Source organism: Lactococcus termiticola, from assembly GCF_003116835.1.
Classification (GTDB): domain Bacteria; phylum Bacillota; class Bacilli; order Lactobacillales; family Streptococcaceae; genus Lactococcus; species Lactococcus termiticola.
This window is the reverse complement of record NZ_BFFO01000001.1, coordinates 210,964-237,911: the sequence shown is the minus strand read 5'-3', so window position 1 is coordinate 237,911 and position 26,948 is coordinate 210,964. Positions and strand designations below refer to the sequence as shown.

23 protein-coding genes and 1 tRNA gene are annotated in these 26,948 nt (G+C 48.8%); 19 read left to right on the top strand and 5 right to left on the bottom strand.

Going from position 1 to position 26,948, the window contains the following annotated elements; translation table 11 throughout:
* Window positions 1–169 precede the first annotated feature (169 nt).
* Window positions 170–4,939, top strand: coding sequence for a Cna B-type domain-containing protein (locus tag NtB2_RS01155; protein WP_109245102.1), 4,770 nt, complete (start codon window positions 170–172; stop codon window positions 4,937–4,939).
* A 146-nt stretch (window positions 4,940–5,085) separates the two neighbouring features.
* On the opposite strand, the gene NtB2_RS01150 is transcribed toward NtB2_RS01155, so the two are convergent.
* Both NtB2_RS01150 and NtB2_RS01145 read right to left on the bottom strand, forming a co-directional pair.
* Window positions 5,086–5,158, bottom strand: a tRNA-Thr gene (locus tag NtB2_RS01150).
* Window positions 5,159–5,292: 134 nt separating this feature from the next.
* Window positions 5,293–6,105 (bottom strand): peptidylprolyl isomerase, encoded by an 813-nt coding sequence (locus tag NtB2_RS01145; RefSeq protein ID WP_439956794.1) that lies wholly within the window; start codon window positions 6,103–6,105, stop codon window positions 5,293–5,295.
* 572 nt (window positions 6,106–6,677) lie between these two features.
* Between NtB2_RS01145 and NtB2_RS01140 the strand changes: the two genes are divergently transcribed.
* The 5 genes from NtB2_RS01140 (at window position 6,678) to NtB2_RS01120 (ending at window position 11,314) form a co-directional block, all read left to right on the top strand.
* Window positions 6,678–7,226 carry a hypothetical protein gene (locus NtB2_RS01140; protein WP_125194927.1) on the top strand — a complete coding sequence of 183 codons (549 nt, stop codon included), beginning with the start codon at window positions 6,678–6,680 and terminating at the stop codon, window positions 7,224–7,226.
* A gap of 407 nt (window positions 7,227–7,633) precedes the next feature.
* Window positions 7,634–8,272: an amino acid ABC transporter permease gene (locus tag NtB2_RS01135; RefSeq protein ID WP_109245099.1), complete on the top strand. Its 639-nt coding sequence runs from the start codon at window positions 7,634–7,636 to the stop codon at window positions 8,270–8,272.
* A gap of 8 nt (window positions 8,273–8,280) precedes the next feature.
* Window positions 8,281–8,916: an amino acid ABC transporter ATP-binding protein gene (locus NtB2_RS01130; RefSeq protein ID WP_109245098.1), complete on the top strand. Its 636-nt coding sequence runs from the start codon at window positions 8,281–8,283 to the stop codon at window positions 8,914–8,916.
* 27 nt (window positions 8,917–8,943) lie between these two features.
* Window positions 8,944–9,783: an amino acid ABC transporter substrate-binding protein gene (locus NtB2_RS01125; RefSeq protein WP_109245162.1), complete on the top strand. Its 840-nt coding sequence runs from the start codon at window positions 8,944–8,946 to the stop codon at window positions 9,781–9,783.
* Window positions 9,784–9,928: 145 nt separating this feature from the next.
* Window positions 9,929–11,314 carry an amino acid permease gene (locus NtB2_RS01120; RefSeq protein WP_109245161.1) on the top strand — a complete coding sequence of 462 codons (1,386 nt, stop codon included), beginning with the start codon at window positions 9,929–9,931 and terminating at the stop codon, window positions 11,312–11,314.
* A gap of 166 nt (window positions 11,315–11,480) precedes the next feature.
* Here NtB2_RS01120 and lysS read toward each other — a convergent pair whose 3' ends face one another.
* A complete protein-coding gene (gene lysS, locus NtB2_RS01115) occupies window positions 11,481–12,968 on the bottom strand; it encodes a lysine--tRNA ligase (RefSeq protein ID WP_263970095.1) in 1,488 nt (495 codons plus the stop codon).
* Window positions 12,969–13,177: 209 nt separating this feature from the next.
* Between lysS and kimA the strand changes: the two genes are divergently transcribed.
* The 7 genes from kimA to NtB2_RS01080 all read left to right on the top strand — a co-directional run bounded on the left by kimA (window position 13,178) and on the right by NtB2_RS01080 (window position 21,404).
* The gene (kimA, locus tag NtB2_RS01110; RefSeq protein WP_109245097.1) at window positions 13,178–15,016 is read left to right on the top strand and encodes a potassium transporter KimA; all 1,839 of its coding nucleotides are present in this window, start codon (window positions 13,178–13,180) and stop codon (window positions 15,014–15,016) included.
* Window positions 15,017–15,304: 288 nt separating this feature from the next.
* The gene (locus NtB2_RS01105) at window positions 15,305–16,309 is read left to right on the top strand and encodes a YeiH family protein (RefSeq protein ID WP_109245096.1); all 1,005 of its coding nucleotides are present in this window, start codon (window positions 15,305–15,307) and stop codon (window positions 16,307–16,309) included.
* Between the two features lie 13 nt (window positions 16,310–16,322).
* Window positions 16,323–17,549, top strand: coding sequence for a tRNA uracil 4-sulfurtransferase ThiI (thiI, locus tag NtB2_RS01100; RefSeq protein ID WP_109245095.1), 1,227 nt, complete (start codon window positions 16,323–16,325; stop codon window positions 17,547–17,549).
* A gap of 338 nt (window positions 17,550–17,887) precedes the next feature.
* Window positions 17,888–18,376, top strand: a complete 489-nt coding sequence (locus tag NtB2_RS01095; protein WP_165814928.1) for a MarR family winged helix-turn-helix transcriptional regulator — start codon at window positions 17,888–17,890, stop codon at window positions 18,374–18,376.
* Window positions 18,377–18,382: 6 nt separating this feature from the next.
* On the top strand, window positions 18,383–19,804 hold the full coding sequence (locus NtB2_RS01090; RefSeq protein ID WP_109245093.1) for a DHA2 family efflux MFS transporter permease subunit: 1,422 nt from the start codon (window positions 18,383–18,385) through the stop codon (window positions 19,802–19,804).
* A 467-nt stretch (window positions 19,805–20,271) separates the two neighbouring features.
* On the top strand, window positions 20,272–20,877 hold the full coding sequence (locus NtB2_RS01085) for an NAD(P)H-dependent oxidoreductase (protein ID WP_109245092.1): 606 nt from the start codon (window positions 20,272–20,274) through the stop codon (window positions 20,875–20,877).
* Window positions 20,878–20,963: 86 nt separating this feature from the next.
* Window positions 20,964–21,404 (top strand): OsmC family protein, encoded by a 441-nt coding sequence (locus tag NtB2_RS01080; RefSeq protein WP_109245091.1) that lies wholly within the window; start codon window positions 20,964–20,966, stop codon window positions 21,402–21,404.
* A 39-nt stretch (window positions 21,405–21,443) separates the two neighbouring features.
* Here the strand turns inward: NtB2_RS01080 and rnjA are convergent, their stop codons facing one another.
* Together rnjA and NtB2_RS01070 are read right to left on the bottom strand one after the other, a co-directional pair.
* Window positions 21,444–23,123 carry a ribonuclease J1 gene (gene rnjA, locus NtB2_RS01075; RefSeq protein ID WP_109245090.1) on the bottom strand — a complete coding sequence of 560 codons (1,680 nt, stop codon included), beginning with the start codon at window positions 23,121–23,123 and terminating at the stop codon, window positions 21,444–21,446.
* Window positions 23,124–23,182: 59 nt separating this feature from the next.
* Window positions 23,183–23,413 (bottom strand): RNA polymerase epsilon subunit, encoded by a 231-nt coding sequence (locus tag NtB2_RS01070; RefSeq protein ID WP_109245089.1) that lies wholly within the window; start codon window positions 23,411–23,413, stop codon window positions 23,183–23,185.
* Between the two features lie 173 nt (window positions 23,414–23,586).
* On the opposite strand from NtB2_RS01070, the gene tsaB reads away from it, so the two are divergent.
* From tsaB to NtB2_RS01040, 6 genes are all read left to right on the top strand, one after another.
* Window positions 23,587–24,312: a tRNA (adenosine(37)-N6)-threonylcarbamoyltransferase complex dimerization subunit type 1 TsaB gene (tsaB, locus tag NtB2_RS01065; protein WP_109245088.1), complete on the top strand. Its 726-nt coding sequence runs from the start codon at window positions 23,587–23,589 to the stop codon at window positions 24,310–24,312.
* The gene (gene rimI, locus NtB2_RS01060) at window positions 24,266–24,880 is read left to right on the top strand and encodes a ribosomal protein S18-alanine N-acetyltransferase (RefSeq protein WP_439956793.1); all 615 of its coding nucleotides are present in this window, start codon (window positions 24,266–24,268) and stop codon (window positions 24,878–24,880) included. The genes tsaB and rimI (NtB2_RS01060) overlap by 47 nt, the downstream gene beginning before the upstream one ends.
* Window positions 24,867–25,316: a ribosomal protein S18-alanine N-acetyltransferase gene (rimI, locus tag NtB2_RS01055; protein WP_225867028.1), complete on the top strand. Its 450-nt coding sequence runs from the start codon at window positions 24,867–24,869 to the stop codon at window positions 25,314–25,316. Before rimI (NtB2_RS01060) ends, rimI (NtB2_RS01055) begins: the two co-directional genes overlap by 14 nt.
* 1 nt (window position 25,317) lies before the next feature.
* Window positions 25,318–26,346: a tRNA (adenosine(37)-N6)-threonylcarbamoyltransferase complex transferase subunit TsaD gene (gene tsaD, locus NtB2_RS01050; RefSeq protein ID WP_109245086.1), complete on the top strand. Its 1,029-nt coding sequence runs from the start codon at window positions 25,318–25,320 to the stop codon at window positions 26,344–26,346.
* On the top strand, window positions 26,343–26,546 hold the full coding sequence (locus tag NtB2_RS01045) for a DUF4649 family protein (RefSeq protein ID WP_109245085.1): 204 nt from the start codon (window positions 26,343–26,345) through the stop codon (window positions 26,544–26,546). The genes tsaD and NtB2_RS01045 overlap by 4 nt, the downstream gene beginning before the upstream one ends.
* A 142-nt stretch (window positions 26,547–26,688) precedes the next feature.
* On the top strand, window positions 26,689–26,925 hold the full coding sequence (locus NtB2_RS01040; protein WP_109245084.1) for a biotin/lipoyl-containing protein: 237 nt from the start codon (window positions 26,689–26,691) through the stop codon (window positions 26,923–26,925).
* Window positions 26,926–26,948 lie beyond the last annotated feature (23 nt).

Here is a 26,948-nt window from a genome sequence, read left to right as displayed (position 1 = left end):
CCCATTATTAGAAAATCCCCTCCCTTTTTTTGAGCTTCGCTCCCGCCTTTGGCGGGGGCTTTGCCTTTTGCTGAAGGCTCGTCCTACCGTGTTTTCCGGATATCAGTTCTTAAACAAAGTTTATTATGAGATAATTATTATAAAAATATGATAAAAAGGAAGTGTAGGCATGAAGAAAAAGAATCGTGCGAAGTTCTGGAAGGTCTTTTCTTTAGGGGTGATTCTCCTCCCTTCAGTATTGAACTTTTGGAATCTGAGCTTGTCGAATAGTCTCAGCCCGAGAGCAGACAATCCGGTCATCCAGCCCCGTTATGCGACGGATGAAGACAGGGCGGATGCGGAGAACTCTTGGACCTTGCAAGGGCAAGAGGACGTTGTCAATCACACAGGGAACACAGCTCCGGGGAGTCATGATTTCCTGGCGAGCAGTACGGGCGTCAATCCTGTCGGCCTTGAGGACAACTTTACCAGTCACTATATTACTTATCCTAATGAAGACTATGCGATGCGTCAATTTGCCAGGCAGACCTCTACGCCTGGGCTTTATGATGTCTTCACGAATGTGAGGGGAAATCAGCTCAGGCAGGATGAGCAGGAGAAAATCAGTATCGTCCTGGTGGCAGACCACTCAGCCTCTATGAACGACCAGACAGCTGGTCACAATAGGATGTATTGGCTCAACTATGCCATTAACAACTTTACGAGCAGTCTGACCTCAATCATGGAAGCCTCTGGCATGTCGCCAGATATGGTTAGGATTGGCCACGTCGCCTATGGTAGCGGTATTTATGATACGGGTAGCCGCTTTGTCAATATTGGAAATTTTAATTCGGACCAACAAAGGCTCTTAAATTCGGCGACGCCTGCTCAAGCAGACAGTGGGAATTATACTTTTACTCAGGCAGGATTGAGAAAGGCGGGCGAGATGCTATCTGCTCCTGAAGAAGCGGGTCGCAAGAAGGTCGTGATTCTCTTGACGGATGGCGTGCCGACCTATGCCAATGCTATTACTGGGGCGTCGGATAGCAACGGTAACCACCTGGTCGACATCGGCGAGGTCACGGCGACTGATCAGAATAATTCTGGGCGAATCGTTGGGAATAGCACGAGTCGTAATCCTTTATCTAGCAACCAGCCCAGATACATCGACTGGTCACAGTCAGGGGTTAATGGCGGTGTGACCGCCCGGAATCTGGTGGGCGACAATAGCACAAGCGACAACGCCCTTCATTATAACAGTCTCTTCCCGGCGACCATCTATCAGGCCGACCAGCTCAAGAGCGCCGGTATCGAAGTCCACGGTATCGGGATTGCCCTCCAAAACGGGACAAATAACTATACCTATCAAGGGCAGACGGTCTCAGGCTTTTCAGCCGATCAAATCAGGAGCAATATGGAGCGGCTCACAACCAATCCCTATTTCTACATGAACACCTACGACCCGCAAGAGCTGGGCAACTACCTCAACCGGACTATCATGAGCTTCTTTGACACCGTCTCAAACGGCTCCGTTCAGATTAAAATCGGCGATGGCTTTGCCTATGAAGCTGGCACGGTCTCGACCAAGTACTTTGAGTATGGCGAGGAGCAAGAAAACAGCTTCACAGCCAGCTACAATGATGGCAAAATCAACCTCTCCCAGCTGACCCTGGGCCGGGGCCAGGAAATCCAAATCCACCACCAGGTCCGGATTTTGACCGAGGGCAAGGATTTCCAGCCAGAGACCTGGCAGTTTATCTCAGACAAGGACGAGACCTACTTTACGCCGAGTCCCGAGCAACTCAAGCTCCTGAGACTCCCCTTTGCTGTGCCATCTGGCAAGGCACCTGGCACTGAGCTCGATGTGAAGAAGGTCTGGGAAGACCGGGAGAATGCAGGAGGCGAGCGACCAGAGCAAATCAGCCTGCAAATCGAGCGGAAGGAGACGACAGCTGATGACAGCTGGCAGACCGCCTCGCTCAGCTTGACCGGTGACCCTACTTCCGGAGAATGGCAACAGACCGCTGTCAAGCAGTTGACACTTGACGGTCAAACTGTCAACCTTCCCCTTTACAACAACCAAGGTGTCAACTTTGACTATCAACTTGTCGGCGAAGTTGGCCTCAGCTCTGTTTACACCAGTAGCTTTACGGGGATGACAGCGACTAATTTTGAACGTTGGAAGTTTGACTTGAGAAAAAAATCGGATCGAAACTCCCAGGCCAGTGGAGCAATGTTTAAGCTCTCTGACGAGGCAGGAACAGTAATTATGGTGGGGCAGAGTCAGTCGGCTGGAGCAGAGGAAGCTGAACTTGGCGCTTCTATTATCTGGAAGGCTGGCGACTTTGATAGTAAGGATGACTGGAATGCAAGTGATCAGATAATTGAAAACTTCCGTTTTGAGTTAGGCAAGACTTACCATCTTGTAGAAACAGAGCCACTCCCAGGCTACCGTCAAGGTGGACCTTGGATTATTAAGGTCGACGCTAGTAATCAGATTACAGTTGACTATGGGGAAAATGCAAATAGGGAATACTCTGCCTTTACTCCTCTGAAGGATGAGGAAGATAGTAGCTTCCGATTGACATTAAAAAATGCACATGATCTATTCAATATTAAAGGACAGAAAATTTGGGCTAATGAGAATGGAGACGAGAGTTTTAGACCAGATGAAATAACGGTTAATTTATATAGAAATAGGGAACAAAATCCTGACCCAATAAAGAGCTTGACAGTCAGTCCTGATGAGGAGGGCAACTGGTCCTATGACTTTGATTACTGGGAGTTTACGGATGAAAATGGAGAATTCTATGACTATAAAATTGAAGAATCTCCTGTTTCTAATTATAATAGCCGGAGCATTGAGAGAGAAAATGGCTCGAATGAAGGTAGAATCATTGACATCGAAAATACCCTTACACCAGAGAAGATGACCCTGCCTTTCACAAAGCAGTGGGTCGACTTTGACGATACGGCCGGCTGGCGTCCTGAGAGCATCACGGTCCAGCTCTATCGGATGGTTGAAGGAGATGAAGCAGCCCTGCCGGTGGGCGAAGCCGTCACGGTCACGGCAGAAGACAACTGGCAACATAACTTTACAGACCTCCAGGTCTGGAAGTCAGCCAAAGAGCGATATATTTATAGCGTTCAGGAAGTGGATGAGCTAGACCACTATACGGCCACAGATACCAGCGACCTCACAGCCCTGGAGCCTTATTTAGAGATTACCAACAGCTTTGAAAATAACGAACAACTTGTCATCCGAGGACAAAAGTTCTGGAATGACCAGAATGATGCCGGTCATCTCAGGCCTGATGCGGTCGAGCTCCAGCTCTGGCGGTCGGACGACCCCGATAGCCTCTTGGGCGGGGAGCAGGTCCTGAATGAGGCTGGAGAACCTGTCGTCATCACGACGGTCAACGACGCCTATCAAATCACAGTGCCGAAGCGAGATGCGACCGGCAACCTGATTCATTACTTTGTCCTCGAGGCAGAGGTCCCAGATGGCTACCAGACTCCGACCTATGACCGCCACTATGTGACGACTCCTGGGGATGCCCTGGGCACGGCGAGTGAGCTGGTCATCGATGTGACCAACAGCATCATTGACCTCCCGATTTACCTTGATGTCACAAAGATGGATGCTGACTTTAGCAGTCCGATGTCGGGCGTGAACTTTAGAATCGAAGAGCTGGGAAGCTGGCAGGAGGCGTCTGAAGCAGATGAGAATGAAGCCGATGAAGGTGGAGCTGACATCATCCCCCTCTTTGCCTCGTTTGCAACGCCATTCCCAGAAGCACTGGAAGACAGCCAGATTCTCGGCATCTACACCAGTGGTGAGGACGGCCGTTTGGTCGAGCCCTCTGACAATCCAGATGAGCCCGACCGGCTGATCGAGCTGGATTTTGGCAAGAGCTATAAAGTAACGAAGCTCAATCAGGTCGGCCAATTCGCCTACTTTGGGGGCATTGGCGAATGGACTGTCAATACACCGACGCTGGAGCAGGCCCTGAGCCACCATGCCAATCAGTTGGACCTGGAAGAGTCAATTGACGGCAACCGTCAGTTGGTCGAAAAGCCAGACGAGGCCATCCAGGCAGAAGCCGCCCTGAGAGATGTTTTGGTCGCTCCCTTGCTGGGCCACCTTCCATTGGTCCAAACCAGTGGAGTAGACTTTAGGAGCACGCTGACCGCTAGTCCACGATTGGCTAACACAGGTCCGGTCGTTGACCCAGACGATGCCTTTGTTATTAGCTTCAACGTCGAGTCCAACGCCGTCCATCCCTTCTCTATCCAGAAGGTTGACGGCACGACCAATCAGCCGATGGATGCCCAATTCCGCCTCAGATGGGTGGAACATTACACGCCACCAACAGGCATAAGATTTGATGCCCTGACTAGCATTGATGTGAACCAACTCCATCTCTCTGGCGAGGGCGAGGATGCTGAAGCACTGGGCATCGATGCGACGACCGGTGCGACCCTGTCCACCGGACAACGGGGTGAGGCGACCGGCATGAAGACCCTCAACCACATGGCCAGGGGAAATCTCTACATCATCAGTGAAAACCAAGCACCGACCGGCTATCAGCGGACAAATACGGCCATTGTCGCCTACATGGACCAAGAGCAAGGCTACGCCGACAACCTTAGTATCCACATCCGCCTGGCCCGATTGGAGAATAATGTCCTGACCTTTGGGAATAATCGTGATTTTCCAGAGTATCGGGGGACGATTGATGGCGCACAGGGGATTAGGTTTGCGAACTTTAGAGTGGATGAAGCAGAGCAACAAGCAGAGCTAACACCGCTCGCAAGTCCTGTGAGCCCTGTGAGCCCAGGTCCTTCGTTACCACCACTGGGAAGTATCTTGTCTTGGAGCTTTACGCTACTGGGCTTGATTATCTGGAGTTTGGTGGTTTATGGGCAGTATAGGAGGAGGAAGAAGACGGAAGTTTAGGGAGTGAGAAGTGAAATATGGATGTGAAAAGGCAGTCCTGTGGACTGCCTTTTCTTGTGCCAAAGATGTGCCAAAAAAATGGAGATAGAGAAAAAACGAAAACGCCTGTTTTAAGGCGTTTTTGATAAGTATTGACAAGTAAAGTATGCCACAAATAGGAATCGAACCTACGACCTTCACCTTACCATGGTGCTGCTCTACCGACTGAGCTATTGCGGCTTGTTAAGTTTTTGAGTGGGCCTTATTTCTCAGCAAAGCCAGAAAGCGTCCAAAACAAGTACTTTATTATTTTATCAAAAACCCCAAAAAAAGCAAGTAAAAAAACAGCCGACGGAGCTGTTTCTTACCTATCTTTATTTGAAATCCCAACCTTTAACTACGCTCACGCCAGTAATCGTTACAGGATTCACAGGGCTAGACTGCTCGCCTGAGCTAGGGTTGGCCTTGACTTCGCCAGAAGCAATCTTGTCGACGACCTCGAGACCCGAGATGACTTGACCGAAGACGGTATAGCTACCGTCAAGCTGTGGCGTACCGCCCTGCTTGTAGGCATCCAAAATCTTCGTTGGATACTTGCCTGGGTCCTGGATTTGGGCGGTCGCATCTTGTGCGTTTTGCACGATGAAGAACTGCGAACTACTAGAGTTTGGCTGGCCGGTATTGGCCAGAGACAGGGCTCCACGGATGTTGTAGAGCTTGTCAGAGGCTTCGACGGCAAAAGGCTGATTGTTGTTGACTGTCGACTTGCTGCTGGTCCCTTGGCCTGTCGGGTCGCCGGATTGGATCATGAAATTCTTGATGACCCGGAAGAATTTATTATTATTGTAATAACCATCTTTGGCCAGATTCAAGAAGTTTTCCACGGCCATCGGGGCGATTTTAGGGAAGAGCTTGATGGCAATGTCGCCTTCAGAGGTCTGGATTTTGACCTCAGCTTCATCTTCAGCCACCTTGCTTGACAGCTGAGGCAGGTCCAGCTTATCAAGTTCAGCCTGACTCTTTTGGCTACTTGAGCCTGTCGTCTGAGAAGCCGTCTGCTCGGTCTGAGTTGTAGAGCTGTTGTCGCTCTTAGGACGATTGGCAAAGATAACCAAGACCACCGCCAGGGCGACAACCAGGACTCCGATGATCGATAAGAGGATTACGTTATTTTTTTTCATGCTTATATTGTATCAAAAAAATGCACAGTGTGCATTTTTTCTTCTCTCGCAGAATGCTGGTATTACCTGCTTAATAGAGCAAGGTTGAAACTAGTCACAGTGAGAATTGGGAGCCTATAGCATCAGTCGAAGCCTCGCTCCTCATACTGGGAAGCATCCCGAAAATGCACAGTGTTCATTTTTCTTCTCACGCAGAATGCTGGTATTACCTGCTTAATGGAGCAAGGTTGAAACTAGTCGCAGTGAGAATTGGGAGCCTATAGCATCAGTCGAAGCCTCGCACTTCATAACTGGAAAGAATCCCGAAAATGCACAGGGGAGCATTTTTTCTTCTCACGCAGAATGCTGGTATTACCTGCTTAATGGAGCAAGGTTGAAGCTAGTCGCAGTGAGAATTGAGTGCCTATAGCACACACCTCATGCCTGGAAAAGGCCCGAAAATGCGCGGATAATGTCAGGCATCCCCAATAATCCTAAAAAAGACAAAAAAGAAAACACTTGTTAAGTATATTGAAAACAATTAAAATCAGCCTCCAAAATCTTATATCCTTGTATTAAGAAAAGGTTTGGTAAATAAAATGATGAAGAAAAAAATTACAAAGAAAGTAGAAAAAACAAAGTGTTGCTGGTTGGCGAGAGGCATGTCACTCACCGTGACGGTTGCCCTGTTACTCTCAGGGCCAGACATTGGTTACGGCTTGTCGACGACAGCAACGCCCACAGCTGATGTGACTCCCCAGGAATCGGCTCCTCAAAAAGACAAAGAAAATAAGCCTGAAAAACCTTCAGGACAAGAAAAGAATGAAGTAAAGCCAGATGAAAAAGAGGCCCAGCCTAGCAAGCAGGCAACTTCCAGCGAGCAGGAAACAACGAAAACAGAGCCGAAAGCTCCTAGCCCAGTCACGCCCAGTCCAGGCCTGCCTAGCCAGGATGCTCCGAGCTCTAGTCCCCCGGTCACTTTTTCAAAAAATATCAATAAAAGGGCCATTCCCAACAACTTCAAGGGTGTTGACCGTGACATCCTTGGCAAGCCAAAATCTAAAGAAAAATGGATGAACCTAAAAGTAGAAGGCGGCTACCTGGTAGGCACTAATAATGCTGGCGAAAAGCTTACCTTCAGACGCTAAGCCTTATATAAAGCAAATATACTAGATTCCCGTCCTTGGACCCTCCTCATCCGATGGCGGGGATTTTAGCTCTGGCTTGCATTATCTGAAAAAAGGGTTTATAATAGTAAAAAAATCAAGAAAGGGGAATCACCATGAACTTTGTCCAAATGCGTCACCATCATTTGCATAGATAAAAGTTGTGTCATACATGAGGTATAGATACAACTTTAGAGTACGCTCAAGTATCTATGCCGGTGATTCTTTCTGAAAGACCGGTTGTAAAAGACAGCCGGTCTTTTTGTATAGTTTTTGTCCGTACTTGCCTTTGTAAAATTATTTTTCAAAAAAATAATGAAGCACAAGGGCTTTTTGCTTATCATTGACAGTCTGAATATTCGGACTATCTTATCAAAGAAAGGAACAATATGTCTTATCTTTTAGAAATTATCCCACAGCTTGCTCAGGGTTTTGTCCTGACCCTGCAAGTCTTCATCATAACGCTAGTTATTGCTATCCCGCTAGGCGTCCTCTTTGCCTATCTCCTGAGACTACCGGTCATTGGCTGGTTCATGCATTTCTATGTTTGGGTCATGCGGGGGACGCCCTTGCTCCTACAAATCATCACGGTCTATTATGGCCTGCCGATGATTGGACTCAACATCCAGAGCCGCCTCTTTGCTTGTCTTATTGCCTTTGTGCTTAATTATGCCGCATACTTCGCTGAGATTTTCAGAGGTGGGATTGCAGCCATTCCCCAGGGGCAATATGAAGCAGCCCAGGTCCTTCGCTTTAGTCCCTGGCAGACAGCCCGTTTAATCATTCTCCCACAGGTGACTAAAATCGTCCTACCAAGTGTGATGAATGAAGTTGTCAATCTGGTCAAAGATAGCTCGCTGGTCTATATCGTTGGCCTCTTCGATGTGACGCTGGCTGCACAAACGGCCATGAACCGGGACATTACCTTGGCTCCTATGTTCCTTGCAGGTCTGTTTTATCTGCTTTTCATCGGTTTCTTGACCTTGATTTCTAAGCAGGTCGAGAAGCAGTTTAGCTATTATAAGTGAGGTATAAGATGTTAAAAATAGAAAAATTAAATAAAAAATTTCAGGAGAAGGTCCTCTTCGAAGACTTTAGTTTAGAACTGAAAGAGCAGGAGATTCTTGCCATTGTTGGCCCTTCTGGTGGGGGTAAAACGACCTTGCTTAGGATGTTGGCGGGCCTTGAAAGCATTGATTGGGCAGAAATCAGTTTGAAGGGCGAAGTCTATAAGATAAAAAATCAGAGCTTCAGCCAAGCCTCCCTGGGCTTTGTCTTTCAAGACTTTCAGCTCTTTCCGCATCTGACAGTGATGGAAAATCTGATTCTCAGCCCCGTCAAGACTCAAAAGCTTCCAAGAAAAGAAGCCGTCGCAAAAGCAGGAGCGACGCTTGCGTCCTTAGAACTATCGGGATTAGCTGAGCTTTACCCCTATGCCTTGTCCGGCGGACAAAAGCAACGGGTGGCCTTGGCCCGGGCTATGATGATTGACCCAGAAATTATTTGTTATGATGAACCGACCAGCGCCTTGGATCCTGAACTTAGGGACCAGGTCGCCGAGATGATCCTGGCAAATAAAGCAGGAGGGGCCACACAGATCGTCGTAAGCCACGATATGGATTTTGCTGAAAAGGTCGCAGACAGAATTTTACAAGTGAATCCAAGAAATTAAAAAAGAAAAGGAAAAATGACTATGAACATGAATCTAATGAAAAAAATCGCAATCGCCAGTCTTAGCATCGTCGCAGCTCTGAGTCTTTCTGCCTGTGGCAAAAGCTCATCAAGTCCTCGTCAAAACACCTGGCAGAGGGCTGAGCAGAGCAAGTCTATCACGATTGGCTTTGATAATACCTTTGTTCCCATGGGCTTCAAAGACAAGGATGGCGTTAACAAGGGCTTTGACATCGACCTCGCCAACGCAGTTTTCAAAGAATACGGCATCAAGGTCAAATGGCAACCGATAAATTGGTCTATGAAAGAAGCAGAGCTCAAGAAGGGGGACATTGACCTCATCTGGAATGGCTATGGCATTACCAAGGAGCGTGAACAGCAAGTGCTCTTCTCTGAACCCTACATGGCTAGCAAGCAGGAAATTCTCAATAAGAAATCTTCTAACATCACTAAAGTCGAAGATATGAAGGGGAAGACGGCAGGTGTGCAAGCAGGTTCATCAGGCTATTCTGATTTTAACGACCAACCCAAGGTCTTGAAGAACTATCTGGCAGGAAAGACCATTAGCCAGTATAGCAACTTTGACCAGGCCTTGCTTGACCTGCAAAATGGACGGATTGATGGGGTCCTCATCGACCAGACCTATGCAGACTACTACTTGAATCAAAAAGGCTTGACGAAAGATTATAGCCGTATCCTTCTTGACTATGGCGTAGAACCCTCTGCCGTTGGGGCTCGAAAGAGCGATAAGGAATTAGTGAATAAAATCAATCAAGGCATTAATAAGCTTGTCAAAGATGGCCAATTTGCTCAGATTTCTCAAAAATGGTTTGGCCGTAATGTCTGGCCTGGCAAGCTTAGTGAATGAGTCGGCCCCTATGGCGGTTTGCTTCATAAAATGATAAAATGGTAGAGTCTCAAATGTGACATAAAATAACAAAAAGTGATAGGTAATAATATTGGAAAACAACAACAATCAAGTCAAGCGGAGCCTCAAGCAACGCCACATCACGATGATTGCCCTGGGGGGGACCATCGGGACCGGTCTCTTTCTGACCTCGGGTGCGACCATTAGCCAGGCTGGTCCTTGGGGGGCGGTGCTGGCCTATGTCTTTGTCGGCATCATGGTTTATTTTGTCATGACGTCGCTGGGCGAGATGGCGACTTACCTCCCGACCTCTGGCTCATTTGCTGAGTATGGTGGGCGCTATGTTGACCCGGCCTTTGGCTTTGCCTTGGGGTGGAACTATTGGCTCAACGGGGCCATCACGATTGCGGTCGATTTGACCACGGCTGGGCTTATTACCCAGTTCTGGTTTCCTCATGTGCCGGCCTGGATTTTCTCAGGGATTGCGACGATTCTCATTTTCCTGGTCAATATCCTCGCTGTCAAGGCCTTTGGCGAGACCGAGTACTGGCTGTCGACGATTAAGGTCATTACCATCGTGATTTTCCTGGCGGTAGGGATTCTGACTATTGTCGGCTTGCTTGGCTCTGGTAGCAATATTGACGTCGTGAAAAACCTGACCGAGGGTAACCACGGCTTTGCTGGCGGGATTGCTGGCTTTGCGGGTGTCCTTCTGATTGCAGGCTTTAGCTTCCAGGGGACGGAGCTTTTGGGCGTGACGGCTGGCGAGTCTGAAGACCCATCTAAAAGCATTCCCAAGGCCATGAACTCGATTTTCTGGCGGATACTCCTCTTTTACATCTTTGCGATTGTGATTATTGCAGCGATCATCAATATGAAGGACCCAAGACTTTTGAACCCGCAATCTACTGCGGTCATGAGCCCCTTTACAATAGTCTTCAAAAACATCGGCTTTGCCCTGGCAGCCAGTGTTATGAACGCTGTCATCTTGACTTCAGTAATTTCTAGTGCCAACTCGGTCATGTACGCATCGACCCGGATTCTTTATTCGCTGGGGCAGGAGCACGGTGCTCCTCGGGTCTTTGGCCGGACAGCAAAAAATGGGATTCCGGTCTACGCCCTGATCGTGACGACGATCATCTGTTTCATCGCCTTTCTGACGGGGATCTTCGGAACGCAGATTTATCTCTTCCTGGTCGACGTCTCAAGCCTGACTGGCTTCCTGGCCTGGCTGGGGATTTCCATCAGCCACATCCGCTTCCGCCGGGCCTATTTGGCCCAGGGCAAGGACCTGGCCGACCTGCCTTATAAGGCCAAGCTCTTCCCATTTGGGCCTTTGATTGCCTTGATGATGACGGTCTTCATCGCCCTCCTGCTGGACCCAAGCCAGCTCTTCAGTGCTCGCTGGGGAGAAGCCCTGGCCATCTATGCGGCCCTGCCAATCTTTGTTCTGCTTTATCTGGGTTATAAGTGGAAGTATAATACGAAGATTATTCCGCTGGAAAAGGTGGATTTGAGTCGGGATAAGTAATAGGAAAAAGACCTTCTGGCGGTGCCGGGAGGTCTTTTTTATGGTACTTATATTGTTAGAGGCGATAGGCTCTAAGCCTTTTCTGAGGCTAGGCTTTCTTTTTTTCAGAATGATAGTCTTAACAGCATTCTGCGAGAAAAGAAAAAGTCGGGGTGGCCCGACTTTTTTATTTCATCGTAGGGAAAAGCAACACATCCCGAATCGTCTCAGTCCCGGTAAAGAGCATGACCATCCGGTCGATACCGATGCCGAGTCCACCTGTTGGTGGCATGCCGTGTTCGAGGGCTTCGACGTAGTCGTAGTCGACGCCGGTGGCTTCGTCGTCGCCGAGTTCTTTGGCCTTGGCTTGGGCCTCGAAGCGTTCGAGCTGATCGATCGGGTCGTTGAGCTCAGAGAAGGCATTGGCGTATTCTTTACCATTGATAAAGAGCTCAAAGCGGTCGGTAAAGCGAGGGTCTTCAGCGTTCATCTTGGCCAGTGGAGAGATTTCTTTTGGATGGCCGTAGACGAAGGTCGGCTGAATCAATGTTTCTTCGACATATTTTTCAAAGAATTCGTTGATGATATGGCCGACGGTCGTAAAGTGCTTTTCAACGTAGATGTCGTGGGACTTAGCCAGGGCGGTAGCTTCTTCAAAGCTCATTTCAGGCCAGAAGTCAACGCCAGAAACTTCTTTGATGGCGTCAACCATGTGGATCCGATTAAACTTACCACCGACGTTGATTTCCTTGCCAGCGTATTCGATGACGTCTTTGCCAACGACTTCCTTAGCGACGTGTTGGAAGATGCCTTCAGTCAGGTCCATGATGTCTTCAAAGTCAGCGTAAGCCTCGTATGACTCCATCGTCGTAAATTCTGGATTGTGGGTCTGGTCCATGCCTTCATTACGGAAAACACGGCCAAGTTCGTAGACCTTTTCCATACCACCGACAATCAAGCGTTTCAAGTGAAGCTCAGTCGCAATACGGAGGGCCATATCGATGTCAAGTGTATTATGGTGAGTATAGAAAGGACGGGCAGCAGCACCACCAGCTTCATTGTTCAAAACAGGTGTTTCGACTTCAAGATAACCACGTCCGTCCATATAGCGACGGATTTCGCTGATGATTTTAGAACGTGTCACAAAACGGTCAAAGCTTTCCTTGTTTGAAATTAAATCAAGGTAACGTTTACGGTAACGTGTTTCAGTATCCGTCAAGCCATGGAATTTTTCAGGCAATGGACGCAGGGCTTTGCTCAAGAAAGTGAGTTTCTTCGCTTTAATAGAAAGCTCGCCCATGTCTGTTTTCATGATGTCGCCTTCGACACCGAGGAAGTCGCCCAGGTCAGCTGTCTTAAAAATCTGATAATTTTCTTCGCCGACTTCATCCTTGCGGACATAAATCTGGATTTGACCTTCGCGGTCTTGGAGGTGGGCAAAGCCGACCTTCCCCTTGCCCCGCTTGGTCATGAGCCGGCCAGCGATGGTCGCTTTCAAGCCCATTTCATTGAGCTCTTCCTTGGTTTTTTCATCATAAGCTGTGTGGAGCTCAGCAGAGTTGTGGGTCCGGCTATATTTATGACCAAAAGGATCAATCCCTTCTTCACGAAGTTTTTCCATCTTTTCACGACGGACCTTCATTTGGTCGTTTAATTCTTCAATGACTTCAGCCAATTTAATTCCCCTTTATAATAGATATTTATCGTATCAATTTTAACATATTTTGGGGAATCCTGCCATGGAGGGGGAGGCGAGCCGGCCGGATATTTTTCTCAGATTTCTTGAAAGAACAGGCCTTCTCCTTGATGTTATTGGCTATACTTTTAGGAAAAAGTGTTATAATATTTCTAGCATTCTTTTTAGCAAATATAGGAGCTGATCTTTTGAAAAATATTAAAGAGGTTTTAATCGGAAAACCCTTAAAGACAACGTCTGACGACTCCCATCTCCTGGGACGTTTTCAGGCCTTGGCCATGCTGTCGTCTGACGCCCTGTCATCTATCGCCTATGGTACCGAGCAGATTCTCTTGGTCCTGGTCACAGTAGGGATTGGAGCCAGCTGGTATTCGATTCCGATTGCGGGCGTGATTTTGATCCTTTTGCTGGCCTTGATTGCCAGCTATACCCAGGTCATTCACGCCTATCCTTCAGGGGGTGGGGCCTACCTGGTGTCGACAGAAAATCTGGGGACCATTCCAGGTCTGATTTCTGGTGGCTCGCTCTTGGTCGACTACATGCTGACCGTCGGCGTATCAACGGCGGCTGGTGCTGAAGCGATTACTTCAGCCATTCCAGAGCTTTACCGCTTTAATCTGCCGATTGCCATCATCCTGGCCTTGATTTTGATGTTTATGAACTTGCGGGGTCTGAGGGAATCTGCTTCCTTCCTGGTCATCCCGGTTTATACCTTCATCACATCGACCTTTATTCTTTTGGGGGTAGGGATTTTCCGGATTTTGACGGGCACTCTGCCTTATCATGCACCGACCCATATCGGGGCGACCGTGACAGGTGTCAGTGTCATCCTTCTGCTTAAGGCCTTCTCTACCGGTGCCTCATCACTGACAGGGGTGGAAGCCATCTCAAACGCCGTGCCATTCTTCAAACGGCCGAAGGAACGCAATGCTTCATTGACCCTGATTACCATGGGCCTGATTCTGGCCGTCTTCTTTGGTGGTGTGACCTTCCTGGCCTACTGGCTCGGGGTTGGGCCAATGTCTGAAGTGACCGTCATCGCCCAGGTCGCCCAGTCTGTCTTTGGTCAAGGGCCGGTCGGTCAGGTCATGTTCTTGATCTTCCAGTTCTCGACGGCCTTGATTTTGGCAGTGGCCGCCAATACCGGCTATTCAGCCTTTCCTATTTTGGCCTACAATATGGCCAAGAACAAGTACATGCCTCACATGTTTACCGGCCGTGGCGCCCGTCTGAGTTATTCAAACGGGATCATCAGCCTGGCAGTAGGTGCGATTCTGCTCTTGCTCATTTTCAATGGTGAGACAGAACGCCTGATTCCCCTCTATGCGATTGGTGTCTTCACGCCATTCACGCTGGCCCAGGCCGGCATGGTTGTGCATTGGCGAAAGAAATTGGGCAACAAATTCCTGACCAAGGCTGGCTTTAACATCTTGGGATCGATCATCTCCTTTGTGATTGTCCTGATTTTGGTCATCTTTAGAACCTCAGAAATCTGGCCCTTCTTCATCGTCTTGCCAGTCCTGATCTTCGCCTTTGTCCGCCTCCACACCCACTATGTCAATGTGGCTGAGCAGCTTCGCCTGCGGGACGAGGTCGCTGAGCATAAGTTTGATGGCAACACCGTGATTGTCCTGGTTGGTAATGTGACCAATGTCGACGTCGGAGCCATCAACTACGCCCGCTCTATCGGGGATTATGTGATTGCCCTCCACGTTTCGACCAAGGAAAACACGGCTAAGGAACAGGAAATCGAAGAAGAGTTTGAACGGACCTTCCCAGACCTGCACCTGACCGTCATCCGGACCAGCTACCGGTCAATCATCACACCAGCCGTCCGCTTTATTAAGCTGGCCAGCAAGGAAGCTAAGGCCCGCAACTACACCACAACGGTCCTTGTGCCGACCTTCATCCCTGCCAAGCCATGGCAACAAGGCCTCCACAACCAGACCGGTCTTCGTCTGCGCTATTATCTGAACGCACATGAGGATATTATTATTGCTAGTTATAACTATCATTTGAAGAAGTAGGCTGTGGCCTGCTTTTTTTGCCTTGCAGGCGGGCTTGTTCCCTTGGGGGGGATTTTCTATGAGTGAGATTATCAAAAGTTCCGCTTTCTTTATCTGCAACCTTGCGTGGAAGCTTTTGGACTTCAATACTCTCTTTGATCGCATTGCTGTCTCAAAAGCTTTAGCCAAGCAAGCCCCGAGCAGCCATTATTAGAAACATCCCCAGTCCCGAAGGGAAATCAGCCAGCTGCAAGCTAGTAAATTTATGCTATAATATAAAAGTTAAATTTTATAGGAAGAAAAAGAAAAATGCCAAAGCGAAATGACTGGCTAGGGATAGGACTATCCCTAGTAGTTGCCCTCATAGCTTACTTTATCAACCTCTACCTCATCAAAGGTCTTGGGGCACCAACCCTTGCGATTTTGCTGGGGATTATCCTGGGCAATGCCTACTTCCATCAGCCCCAGCTTGACACAGGTACAGCCTGGTCTGAGAAGAAGCTCCTCGAGTTCTCGGTCATGTTTTTGGGGGCGACGGTGACCTTTGAGACCATTGAGAAATTGGGATTGAACGGTGTCGGTTTCATCATCATTCAGATGGTCTTGACCATTGCCTTTGTCCTTTTCATGGGCAAAAGGCTCGGCTTTTCTAAAAATGATGCCAAGCTCATGGCGGCCGGGAATGCGGTCTGTGGTTCCTCGGCCATTGCGGCGGTTGAGCCAGTGGTTGGAGCCAGCATCACAGAGCGGCGGACGGCCATTACCATGGTCAATCTCATGGGGACAGTCCTCATGCTGGCACTGCCGGCCTTGGGGACCTGGATTTTTGGGGCTTCAGACCTCTTGCGGGGAGCCTTGATTGGTGGGACGGTCCAGTCGGTCGGCCAGGTGGTGGCTTCGGCGACCATTGTCAATGTAGAGACGACGACCACGGCGACCCTCTTCAAGATCATGCGGATTATTCTCTTGGTCGCTGTGATTTTCTTCTTTGCCTACCTCCGCAAGCGGGATGAAAAGGGTGAGACAAACACTTCAGGAGCCGTCCCCCTCAAGCGGAACAGCTTTCTGCCCTGGTATGTGATTGGCTTCATCGTCCTCTGTTTTGGCGATAGCCTCCTGCATTTCCCCCAGGCTGTCTCTCAGCTAGCTCATTTTCTGAGCTCTTGGTGTGAGACCATTGCCCTTGCTGCGATTGGCTTAAGGCTTAACTTGATACAGTTTATAAAAGCTGGTAAGAAGCTCATGCTCTACGGCTTTGCGACGATTGCCTTTCAGGTGATTGTGGCGGTAATTTTAATTAAACTTTTATTATAATAAAGGAAATAACATGCTAGCATACGATGAAGTGATGGTCCGCTACGGCGAGCTGTCAACCAAAGGAAAAAACCGGAGCTTCTTTATCAAGCGACTGGAAAAGAATATTCGTGAAGTCTTGGCTGACCTAGACCAGCTCGGCATCAAGGCCGAACGTGACCGGACCCATATTTTCTTAAATGGAACAGACTATCAGACCGTGGCCGACCGGCTCATCAAGGTCTTTGGCATCCAGACCTTTTCACCTTCGCTGAAGGTCGAAAAGTCGGTGCCGGCCTTGAAAGAAGCCGTTGTCAAGCTTATGAGCGAGGTATATAAGGAAGGCATGACCTTCAAGATTGCGGCCAAGCGAAGTGACCATAGCTTTGAGCTGGATTCGACCGAGCTCAATCTGGAGCTGGGCAATACGGTCTTTGATCATTTTGGCTATGCCAAGGTCCAGATGAAAAAGCCTGACATTATGCTCAGAGTCGAGGTCCGGCCTGAAGCGGCTTATCTCAGCTTTGAGACCATCAAGGCTGCAGCTGGCCTTCCTGTCGGGACCGCCGGCCGTGGCCATCTCATGCTCTCAGGTGGGATTGATTCGCCGGTTGCTGGCTATCTTGCCCTGAAGCGTGGGGTCGAGATTGAGGCCGTCCACTTTGCTAGCCCCCCTTATACTTCGCCAGGTGCCCTGAAGAAGGCCAAAGACCTGACGGCCAAGCTCACAGCCTTTGGCGGTGCGATTACTTTCATCGAGGTTCCATTTACGGAAATCCAAGAAGAAATCAAGGCCAAGGCTCCAGAAGCCTACCTGATGACCCTGACCCGCCGTTTTATGATGCGGGTGGTCGATAAGATTCGTGAAGAAAGAAAGGGCAAGGTCATCATCAACGGCGAAAGCCTGGGCCAGGTAGCCAGCCAGACCCTGGGCTCTATGAGCGTCATCAATGAAGTGACCAACACGCCAGTCATCCGGCCCGTCGTGACGATGGACAAGATTGAAATCATCGACATCGCTGAAAAAATCGATACTTTTAATCTTTCTATCTTGCCCTTTGAAGACTGCTGTACCGTCTTTGCTCCCAAGGCACCAAAGACCAATCCAAAGCTGGAAAACGCCATCGCCTACGAAGAGCGCCTAGACGTTGAAGGCATGGTAGAGCGGGCCGTGCAAGGTATCATGATTTCTAAAATCATAGGCGAAAACTGGGATAAGGAAGAAGAGCAACAGGATGCGGAGTTTGGGGATTTGCTTTGATCGGGGTAGATATTCTTTAGACAATGCCAGGGCTCAAGGCCCGTTTCGTTCCGGAAATTCTGAAAAAATCACTGTGAGGCCGCAAGCAGCCAGCTTTGCTGTCTCATTGCTAAACGGCGAGCCTTAACGGTCTCGCCGTTTGCCTTTATTCACAGTGTTTTTTTTAGAATTTCCTTCACTTCACTCGTACCAGCTTTTTCCCTTCTGGTTTGCCAACTCCACTGAGAAGTTTAGTTATCCCGAGAGAGCGAAAGCTCTTTTTCAATTCCCCTTTGTTGACAGACAACAAAAATAATCGTATAATGTTGACTGTCAACAAAAGTCAAAGGAGGAGCAAGATGATCACTGAAGAAAATCGTGGCCTGGCCAGCATGCTCAGACAGTTTCAATTTTCAGGGAAAAACAATGAGCAGGAATGGATCCTCAAGCACCTTGCTCCTGAGATGAGGCCAGTCGCCAAAGGTCTCTCTATCTTGGGTTATCATATCCTCTCGAGCCTGACGACTGGGGATATGACAGGCCGAGAGCTCTCTGAAGTCCTGGATGCCACTCGAGGTGGCGTAAGCCGGGCGGCCCAGGCCCTTCTTGAATCTGAGATGATTGCCAGCTACCAGCTGGCAGAGGACAAGAAGAAAATCTATTACCGCCTGACCGATCAAGGCTGGAAGCTGGCGGCTGTCCACGATGCCATGCACGAAGTGGCAGACGCCTACCAAAAGCGTGAGCTGTTTGACCATTATACTGAAAAAGAAAAAGCTTTGGTCCTCCGCTTTTTAGAGGATGTCAAGAGGGTTCAAAACACTGTATTGAAAGAAGAGGAGTTTTAATTTAAGATGCAAAAAAATAGGATTTTAGCCCTGATTTCCATCGGGATTTTTATATTTATGTCGACGCTGGACGGCTCGATTGTCAACGTCGCCCTGCCGACCATGTCTCGTGAGCTTCAGGTGAGCCTGGCCCAGGTTACCTGGGTGGTCACGATTTATTTGATTGTGATTTCAGCCGTCATTCTGATTTTTGGCCGGCTGGGCGACCTTTTGGGCAAGGCCAATGTCTTCCGGACCGGTGCCATTATCTTTACGATTGGTAGCTTTTTGGCCGGAATCAATCTTGGTTGGGGCCTGCCCTTCCTCCTTTTTGCCCGGATTGTGCAGGCTGTCGGTGGCTCGATGTTTATGGCCACCTCATTTGGCCTGGTCGCTCAAATCTTTCCGCCTGAGACCCGTGCCCGTGCCATGGCGATTAACTCCATGTTTGTCTCTGTTGGCTCGATTGCAGGCCCTGCCATTGGTGGTCTAATTCTTCAGATTACCAGCTGGAATTACATCTTCTGGATCAACGTCCCGGTCGGTATTATCGCTTATTTCCTGGGTTCTCATGCCCTGCCAAAAGAAAAGGCCAAGGGCTCTGTCCAGGAGGTCGATTTTATAGGTTCAGCCCTGATGGCCTTGACGATTGTCTTCCTATTTTTGGGCATCAATTACGGTCAAATCGCAGGCTGGAGCAATCCCTTCGTCATTGGCGCGATTATCCTGGCGGTGATTCTCTTTGTCTTATTTATCCGGACAGAAAATCGCAAGTCTGTGCCCCTGATTGACCTAGGCATCTTTAAGAGCAAGCTCTTCTCGCTCTCTGTCCTGACAGCCATGCTGAATTTTACAGCCGCCATGTTTGTGAATATCCTCATGCCTTTCTTCCTGCAGGATTACCACGGCTTGTCTGCCGGTGTTGCAGGTCTCATGATGACGGCCTATCCCGTCGCTATGCTAATCTCAAGCCCTATCTCAGGTGTCCTCTCTGATAAGTATGATAAGGAATTGATTACCTTCATTGGGATTTCAGGCATTATCATTGCCCAGCTGGGTTATCTTTCCATTAGTGGAAATACGCCCTATGGCTTTGTCATCGCAGCCCTCGCCCTCCACGGCCTCTCTGTTGGCTTCTTCCAAAGTCCTAACAATGCCCTGGTCATGTCAACTGTCGACAAGAAATACCTCGGCATCGCAGGTTCTGTCAATTCATTGGCCCGTAACATCGCCTTTGTCTTGGGGACGAGCCTAGCGACAATCTCCCTCTTCTTTGCCATGTCTAGCCTCGCCGGCCGTCACATCACGACCTATATCGCCAGCCAGCCCAAGCTCTTCCTAGACGGCATGCATATCTCCCTCTTTGTCAGCTTGGTCTTGGTTATCATCACTTGGATTCTCAGCCTTATGAGAATGCTGGGGAATCGGAAGGCAAAGAAGACGGTTTGATGAAAAACCTGCTTTTGAGTTCCGTTTCATTACAGAAATCCCACAAAGATGCTGTGAGACACGCAAGCAAAGCCTTTGGCTTTCATTGCTAAGTGTCGAGCCCATAAGGTCTCGCCACTTGTCTTAGTTCACGGCTTTCTGTGGGATTTCTTTCATTTCACTCGTAGCTAAAGAAAGTTTCTTGCATTAAGTGCTTGAATAATAAGGATATTAGTCTAAGTGGAACGCAAGAAAAGTCCCGCTCTTACTATGAAAAAGGTAACTTTTGAGACCAAAGGGCTCAAAAGTTAGCAATGAGACCGCAAAGCGGTCTGCTTGCGGCCCATAGTAAGAACGGGGCTTTTCTGGAGTGAAACGAATCAGCAGGAGTGCTTCACAAACTTCACAAACTAATCCTTAGACCTGCCAAAGTTTTTCTGTTAGAATGTAAAAGCACTGAGCAAATTTATCGAATAAAAGGAAATATTATGACTAAATTACTCGTTGTAAAAGGCCATCCACTCACTTCAGAAACTTCAGTTTCATTGAAAGGTCTTGACGCTTTCGTAGCAAGCTATAAAGCCGCTCATCCAAATGACGAAATCGAAACACTTGATGTATTCGATGGTTCAATCCCAACATTGAACGCAGAACTTCTTGGAGCAATGTTTGCAGGAGAAGGGGCTGAATTGACAGATTCACAAAAAGCAAAATTGGCACGGTTCGGTGAATTGACAGAACAATTCCTCGCTGCTGATAAAGTTGTAATCGCAAGCCCACTTTATAACTTGATGATTCCTACAGAATTGCGTGCATGGGTTGATACAATCAATGTTGCTGGTAAAACATTCAAATACACTGAAAATGGTCCTGTAGGACTTACAGGTGGAAAACCAGTCCTTCACCTCCAAGCTAAAGGTGGTATCTACGAAGAAAAAGATCCTGCGACTGTTTACATGTCAACAATCTTTGGCTTCATCGGTTCTGACTACAAGACTCTCACTGCTGAAGGTCATGCCTACACTCCAGAAAAAACAGAAGAAATCGTTGCTGACTTTGTTGCAAAAGCAGAAGCAGCAGCAAAAGCATTTTAATCTTGATAAGAGAACAGGCATTCGTCTGTTTTTTTATAAAATAAAAAAATCAGGCAGTTTTAGGAAGGCTGCCCAAAGGAGGTTTTATGAAACACGAATTCACATCGAGCATCGTCCACCCTGGTGGCCGGGCTGGCATCGGCGAGCTGATGATTGGCGATCTGTCTCGTGAGGTCTCTATCCCAGCTGAACTCTCGGGTCCTGGGATGGGGAGCAACCCAGACGACCTTTTGCTGGCTTCAGCATCGACCTGTTTCACACTGACGCTGGCCGCCATGCTGGATGCTTCTGGCATTGAGGTCGCTTCGATGAAGGTTGACTCCAAGCTAATCGTCGATGAAAGCAAGATGACCGTCAGGGTTGAGAAAATCGTCCACAATCTGGACCTGATGCTGGCAGAGGATACGTCTGACGCCAAGCTAGAAATGGCTGAAAAGCTGGCTCAACGGGCAGAGTCGAATTGTATGATTACTAGGGCCTTGGCAGGGAATGTTGAGGTTGAGTTGATGTCGATGATTGGAAGATAAGAAAAAGAGAAGTCTCTAGACTTCTCTTTTCATATTGCTTTACTTATCCGGTGTCATCACCATCGGCACAATCAAAGGCCGGCGTTCTGTTTCCTTATAAAGGTAAGGACTCAAAGCCTCCCGCATGGCACGGGCGACGCTGGCTTCGTTAGCCTTGTCTTCTAGCATGGCGTGGCGGATGGCGTTAAAGAGGACTCGCTGACCACCACGGATGAGATCGCCGGATTCACGCATATAGATGAATCCACGGCTGAGGAGGTCTGGTCCTGCAAGGACGGTCTTGTTCTTGAAGTCAACAGTAGTAACGGCAAGAACGATACCATCTTCAGAAAGTTCGTGGCGGTCGTGGAGGACGGCATTTCCGACATCACCAATACCAGAGCCATCGACATAGGTGTCTTCAGCTGAGAAGTGGTCAGCAAGTCGTGCTGAATCCGCAGTCAATGCAAGGACATCACCATTTCCCATGATGAAGCAGTTTTCCTTAGGCACACCAGTGTCTTGGGCGAGACCTGCATGAATCTTGAGCATCCGGTACTCACCGTGACAAGGCATGAAGTACTTTGGCTTGATCAGGCGGAGCATGAGTTTTTGCTCTTGCTGGCCACCGTGCCCAGAAGTGTGGATGTTGTTCATCTTACCGTAGATGACTTCAGCGCCAGCTTCTTCGATTTTGTTAATCAACTGATTGACACCGTAAGTGTTACCAGGGATAGCATTTGAAGAGAAGACGACGGTGTCGCCCATTTGCAAAGTAATGTGACGGTGCATGCCATTTGCGATACGTGAGAGGGCAGCCATAGGTTCGCCCTGGCTACCCGTACACATGATGAGGACTTCGTGGGCAGCAAATTGGGTCAGGTCGTTGGGCTCGATAAAGGTACCTTCTGGCGCCTTGATATAGCCCAGTTCAATCCCGTTAACAATGGCTTTTTCCATAGATCGGCCAAAGACAGCGACCTTGCGGCCAGTCTTAACCGCTGCGTCAACGGCCTGTTGGAGACGATAGACGTTTGAGGCAAATGAGGCAAAGATGACCCGACCTTCGATTTTTTCGATGATTTTAAGAATCGACTCACCGACCACCTTCTCAGAGTTTGAGAAGATAGGGATTTCAGCATTGGTCGAGTCACTCATCAAGAGCAAGACCCCTTCAGAGCCGAGTTGCGCCATCCGGTGGAGGTCGGCAGGCGTACCAATCGGTGTAAAGTCGAACTTGAAGTCACCGGTCTCAACGATTTTACCCTGGGGTGTATCAATGACAACAGCGATAGGATCTGGAATCGAGTGGGTGGTCTGAAAGAAGGAGAGCTTCAAGTGCTTGAAGTTGACGGTTGAGTCCGCATGGATTTCAAAGAGCTTGGCTTCCCGCAAGAGGCCGTGTTCTTCGAGCTTTCCACGAATGAGGGCCAAAGAGAATGGCCCAGCATAGATTGGGATATTGGCCTGCTTAAGCAGGAAGGGAATCCCACCGATGTGGTCTTCGTGACCGTGAGTGATAAAGAGACCCTTGATACGGTCAACGTTTTCAACCAGGTAGCTGTAGTCAGGGATGACGTAGTCCACACCGAGGAGCTCGTCTTCAGGGAACATGACACCAGCGTCGACGACGATGATTTCATCCTGATATTCGACGGCATAACAGTTTTTACCGATTTCTCCGAGTCCGCCGACAGCATAGACTGCGACTTCTTCAGAGGCTATTTTAAGATTTGACATATTGTCCTTTCAATTTTATTAAATGACGAAAAAGGCTTCCTGCCTTTTCTTATTTCACATTAAAGTTCAGTGATTTTTGCTTCACTGTTTTCTTTTTCGTAGTCAAAAGCTTCGTCTGAGAGGGCTTCGATGAATTCCACTAGATAGTCTGTTTTTTCAGCGAGGATGGCACGTCCCTTGATGACGCCGTCTTCTTCGGTCTTGACGTCGAGGTCGAGGTAGAGAGATTTAGTAGTCTCCCGGCGTGGGCTGCGACTCTTGTCTTCTTGATAAAATACTTTGAAAATCATAAGTTTCCATGCAGGAAATCCTGCATATCCTTTCTTTTGTCTTGTTATCTCACGATATATTTTCTTCATTTTATCACAATTAAGGAAGAATTGAAAGGCTGAGGAATTTCTCGAAATGTGATAAAATAAAGGCTAGAAGTAAAATTTAGACAAGTATAAGCGTGGATAAAAAAATGAAAATTTTAGCCTTTGATAGCTCAAGTAAGGCCCTGGCGATTGCCGTCACAGAAGATGGAAAACTTCTGGGGGAAATCCGCCTGAACCTCAAGAAAAATCACAGCACGACCCTGATGACCAGCATTGATTTTTTGCTGGCCCAGATGGATATGGAGGGGAGCGATATTGACCGGATTGCCGTCGCTAAAGGCCCTGGCTCCTACACGGGCCTCCGGCTTGCTGTGACGGTCGCAAAGACGCTGGCCTGGTCGATGGATAAGGAGCTGGTGGGAATGTCAAGTCTTTTTGCCATTGCTGGTGGCCTGAAGACGGATGGCTTGGTCGTTCCTGTCATTGATGCCCGGCGTGGGAATGCTTATGCTGGCCTATATGACGGGGCTAATGCCCTCATGCCTGACCAGCACTGCAAGTTCAGTGACTTTTTGGCAGAGCTGAAAGAAGCCTATCCAGACCAGAAGCTCGTATTTACAGGCGAGACGGCTGGCTTTAAGGCAGATATTTTAGAGGCGGGCTTTGAAGACGACCAAATCATCACGGACAGCGAAGCCGTCCTGCCGAGTGCCTATGCCCTGGCTAGACTGGCTGAGACCGCAGAGGTCGTGGACAATATCCACGCCTTTGCCCCCGATTATCTAAAAAAAGTAGAAGCAGAGGAGAAGTGGCTCGAGGCTCATGATAAACAAGATCCTAACGAAGCTCAGGACTATGTCCAACGGCTTTAATCCCAGAAAATATTTAGCCATTGAAGAGCTCGAGCTGGAGAGCAGTCAAAACGGGATGATCTATCGCCTGGCCAATCGAGAAGACATCGTCCAGATGCTGGCCATCGAGCGTGATGTCTACGAAGGCGAGGTGCCCTGGACCTTTTCTCACTTTGACCATGAGATTGTTCAGTCAAACCAATCTTTCTTTATGGTCGCTGAGAATGAAGACGGCAAGGTCGTGGCCTTTATTGGTCTGAGGCTTGGTCAGGGGCTCCGTATCAACGAGGCCCATATTACCAATATCGCCGTCAGCTCAAGCGTCCAGCGACAGGGAATTGCCAGCCACATGATTCAAGAACTGGTCAAGATTGCCAGTCACTTGGGCAAGGAGGAGCTGACCCTAGAGGCCAGGCGGGACAATACACTGGCCCAGGGCCTCTACCGCAAGCAGGGCTTTGAGACCAAGAAAATCCTGCCTTCATATTATGATGATGGTGGTGATGCTGTCCTGATGGGCAAGAGCCTGAAACTGGCGGGCCTGTCTGATGCTCCTGACGAGAAAGAAGCGCTTGATGATCAGGCTTAGGCGGCTAGAGGCCAGCCAGGAAAACTGTGATCAGCTGGCCGGGCGGATTTTTGCCCTGCTCGATGAGGTCTATGAGGGTAACTCGCCCTGGACCAGGCAGGTCATTGAGGGCAATTTGCAGAATCCGTCGAGCATTTATTTTTTAGCTGAAGACGAGGCAGACCGCCTTCAGGCCTTTCTTTCAGTGACCGAGCTGGTCGACGAGCTAGAAATCACCAATATTGCTGTGAGACCAGAAAGTCAGGGCCAAGGCATTGCGACCAGCCTGATGCAGCAGCTTTCTTATTTTGAGGGCCGGCTTTTCCTAGAGGTCCGACGGTCAAATCTAAAAGCTCAAGGACTTTATAAGAAACTCGGCTTTGAAGCCTTCCATGAACGGAAAAATTATTACAGTCATCCGATTGAAGATGCAATTTTAATGAAGAAAGAAGCATAAAATGAAAGATACATATATTTTAGCCTTTGAGTCATCCTGCGATGAGACCTCAGTGGCCGTCCTTAAAAATGATAAGGAGCTTCTGAGTAACGTCATCGCCTCCCAGGTCAATAGCCACAAGCGTTTTGGTGGTGTGGTCCCTGAGGTGGCCAGTCGCCACCATGTCGAGCAGATTACCATCTGTATTGAAGCGGCCCTTGAAGAAGCTGCTGTCACGGCCGATGACATCACGGCGGTGGCCGTGACAGAAGGTCCTGGCCTGGTTGGTGCCCTCCTGATTGGGGTCATGGCAGCCAAGGCCTTTGCCTGGGTCCACAAGATTCCATTGATTCCGGTCAACCACATGGCCGGCCATCTGATGGCGGCTAGCCTGGTCGATGAGATTGAATACCCTGCCATGGCCCTTCTGGTCTCTGGCGGCCACACTGAGCTGGTTTATGTGGCGAGCGAAGGCGACTATCGTAAGGTCGGCGAGACCCGGGATGATGCGGCTGGCGAGGCTTATGACAAGGTCGGGCGTGTGATGGGCTTGACCTATCCGAGCGGCAAGCCGATTGATGAGCTGGCCCACCAGGGCGAGGACACTTACAAGTTCCCCCGGGCCATGATGACGACTGGAGAGATTGAGTTCTCATTTTCAGGCCTGAAATCTGCCTTTATTAATCTGGTCCACAATGCCGAGCAAAAGGGAGAAGACCTGGTGGCCACAGACAAGGCCAATCTTGCGGCGAGCTTCCAAGCGGCAGTGCTTGATGTCTTGATTGGCAAGACTAAGCTGGCCCTTGAGAAATATCCGGTCAAGACGCTGATTGTCGGCGGTGGCGTATCTGCCAACCAGGGACTGAGGGAACGTTTGGCGACAGAGATTCAAGATGTCAAGGTCATTGTGCCACCGCTTCGGCTCTGTGGGGACAATGCTGGCATGATTGCAGCGGCGGCCTATGTTGAGCTCGAGAAGCAGCATTTTGCAGGCCTTAAGCTCAACGCCCATCCGAGTCTGGTCTTTGATGATATGGAGGTAAAATCATGATGAAATTTAAGGTTAAAAGTCCGATGGGCTCAGTGATTGAGGATGAATTTGAAAGCATCCAGGAATTTATCAGTCTCCAGCTGGCTGACGAGGCCCTCTATCCTGATAATTTCAAGGTCTTGGAGCTTGAGATTGATGGCAAGGCGGTAGATTTTGAGGGCGACCTTGGTGGCCTTTATGATTATTTGACGGCTCAGTAGGCTGGTTTTATTAAAATGTATAGATAGTCTTAGACCGCAAAATGGCGGTCTTTTTTCTGGTCAAAATCTAAGATATTTGCTGGATAAAATTGTAAAATGAAGGAGTATTTATCATGTAAGCAGATTCATAAGGGAGAACAGGATGAAAAGAGAGATTTTCTTTCCGCAGTTGACGGCCAAGGCTGAGGCAGGGACCATTGTGGAATGGCATAAAAAGCTAGGGGATAGCTTTGAGATTGGCGAAGTCCTCTACGATGTCGAGACCAGCAAGACGATTTCTGAGGTCGAGGTGGATTTTTCTGGCCGTCTGCTCGAAATCAAGGCTGAGGCAGGCGATGAGGTTCATCAGGGAGATGTTTTAGCGCTTGCTGAGGTCTAGCCCAAAATAGGAGGGAAGATGAG

Bases quoted from the DNA above. Each gene is read 5' to 3' on its own strand.
- NtB2_RS01135 (WP_109245099.1), top strand. From the start codon at position 7,634: ATGTCTTATCTTTTAGAAATTATCCCACAGCTTGCTCAGGGTTTTGTC.
- NtB2_RS01140 (WP_125194927.1), top strand. From the start codon at position 6,678: ATGATGAAGAAAAAAATTACAAAGAAAGTAGAAAAAACAAAGTGTTGC.
- thiI (WP_109245095.1), top strand. From the start codon at position 16,323: ATGCTAGCATACGATGAAGTGATGGTCCGCTACGGCGAGCTGTCAACC.
- rnjA (WP_109245090.1), bottom strand. From the start codon at position 23,123: ATGTCAAATCTTAAAATAGCCTCTGAAGAAGTCGCAGTCTATGCTGTC.
- tsaD (WP_109245086.1), top strand. From the start codon at position 25,318: ATGAAAGATACATATATTTTAGCCTTTGAGTCATCCTGCGATGAGACC.
- NtB2_RS01090 (WP_109245093.1), top strand. From the start codon at position 18,383: ATGCAAAAAAATAGGATTTTAGCCCTGATTTCCATCGGGATTTTTATA.
- NtB2_RS01120 (WP_109245161.1), top strand. From the start codon at position 9,929: ATGATTGCCCTGGGGGGGACCATCGGGACCGGTCTCTTTCTGACCTCG.
- NtB2_RS01095 (WP_165814928.1), top strand. From the start codon at position 17,888: ATGATCACTGAAGAAAATCGTGGCCTGGCCAGCATGCTCAGACAGTTT.
- NtB2_RS01085 (WP_109245092.1), top strand. From the start codon at position 20,272: ATGACTAAATTACTCGTTGTAAAAGGCCATCCACTCACTTCAGAAACT.
- tsaB (WP_109245088.1), top strand. From the start codon at position 23,587: ATGAAAATTTTAGCCTTTGATAGCTCAAGTAAGGCCCTGGCGATTGCC.
- NtB2_RS01080 (WP_109245091.1), top strand. From the start codon at position 20,964: ATGAAACACGAATTCACATCGAGCATCGTCCACCCTGGTGGCCGGGCT.
- NtB2_RS01070 (WP_109245089.1), bottom strand. From the start codon at position 23,413: ATGATTTTCAAAGTATTTTATCAAGAAGACAAGAGTCGCAGCCCACGC.
- NtB2_RS01155 (WP_109245102.1), top strand. From the start codon at position 170: ATGAAGAAAAAGAATCGTGCGAAGTTCTGGAAGGTCTTTTCTTTAGGG.
- NtB2_RS01045 (WP_109245085.1), top strand. From the start codon at position 26,343: ATGATGAAATTTAAGGTTAAAAGTCCGATGGGCTCAGTGATTGAGGAT.
- NtB2_RS01040 (WP_109245084.1), top strand. From the start codon at position 26,689: ATGAAAAGAGAGATTTTCTTTCCGCAGTTGACGGCCAAGGCTGAGGCA.
- rimI (WP_225867028.1), top strand. From the start codon at position 24,867: ATGATCAGGCTTAGGCGGCTAGAGGCCAGCCAGGAAAACTGTGATCAG.
- NtB2_RS01105 (WP_109245096.1), top strand. From the start codon at position 15,305: ATGCCAAAGCGAAATGACTGGCTAGGGATAGGACTATCCCTAGTAGTT.
- NtB2_RS01130 (WP_109245098.1), top strand. From the start codon at position 8,281: ATGTTAAAAATAGAAAAATTAAATAAAAAATTTCAGGAGAAGGTCCTC.
- NtB2_RS01125 (WP_109245162.1), top strand. From the start codon at position 8,944: ATGAATCTAATGAAAAAAATCGCAATCGCCAGTCTTAGCATCGTCGCA.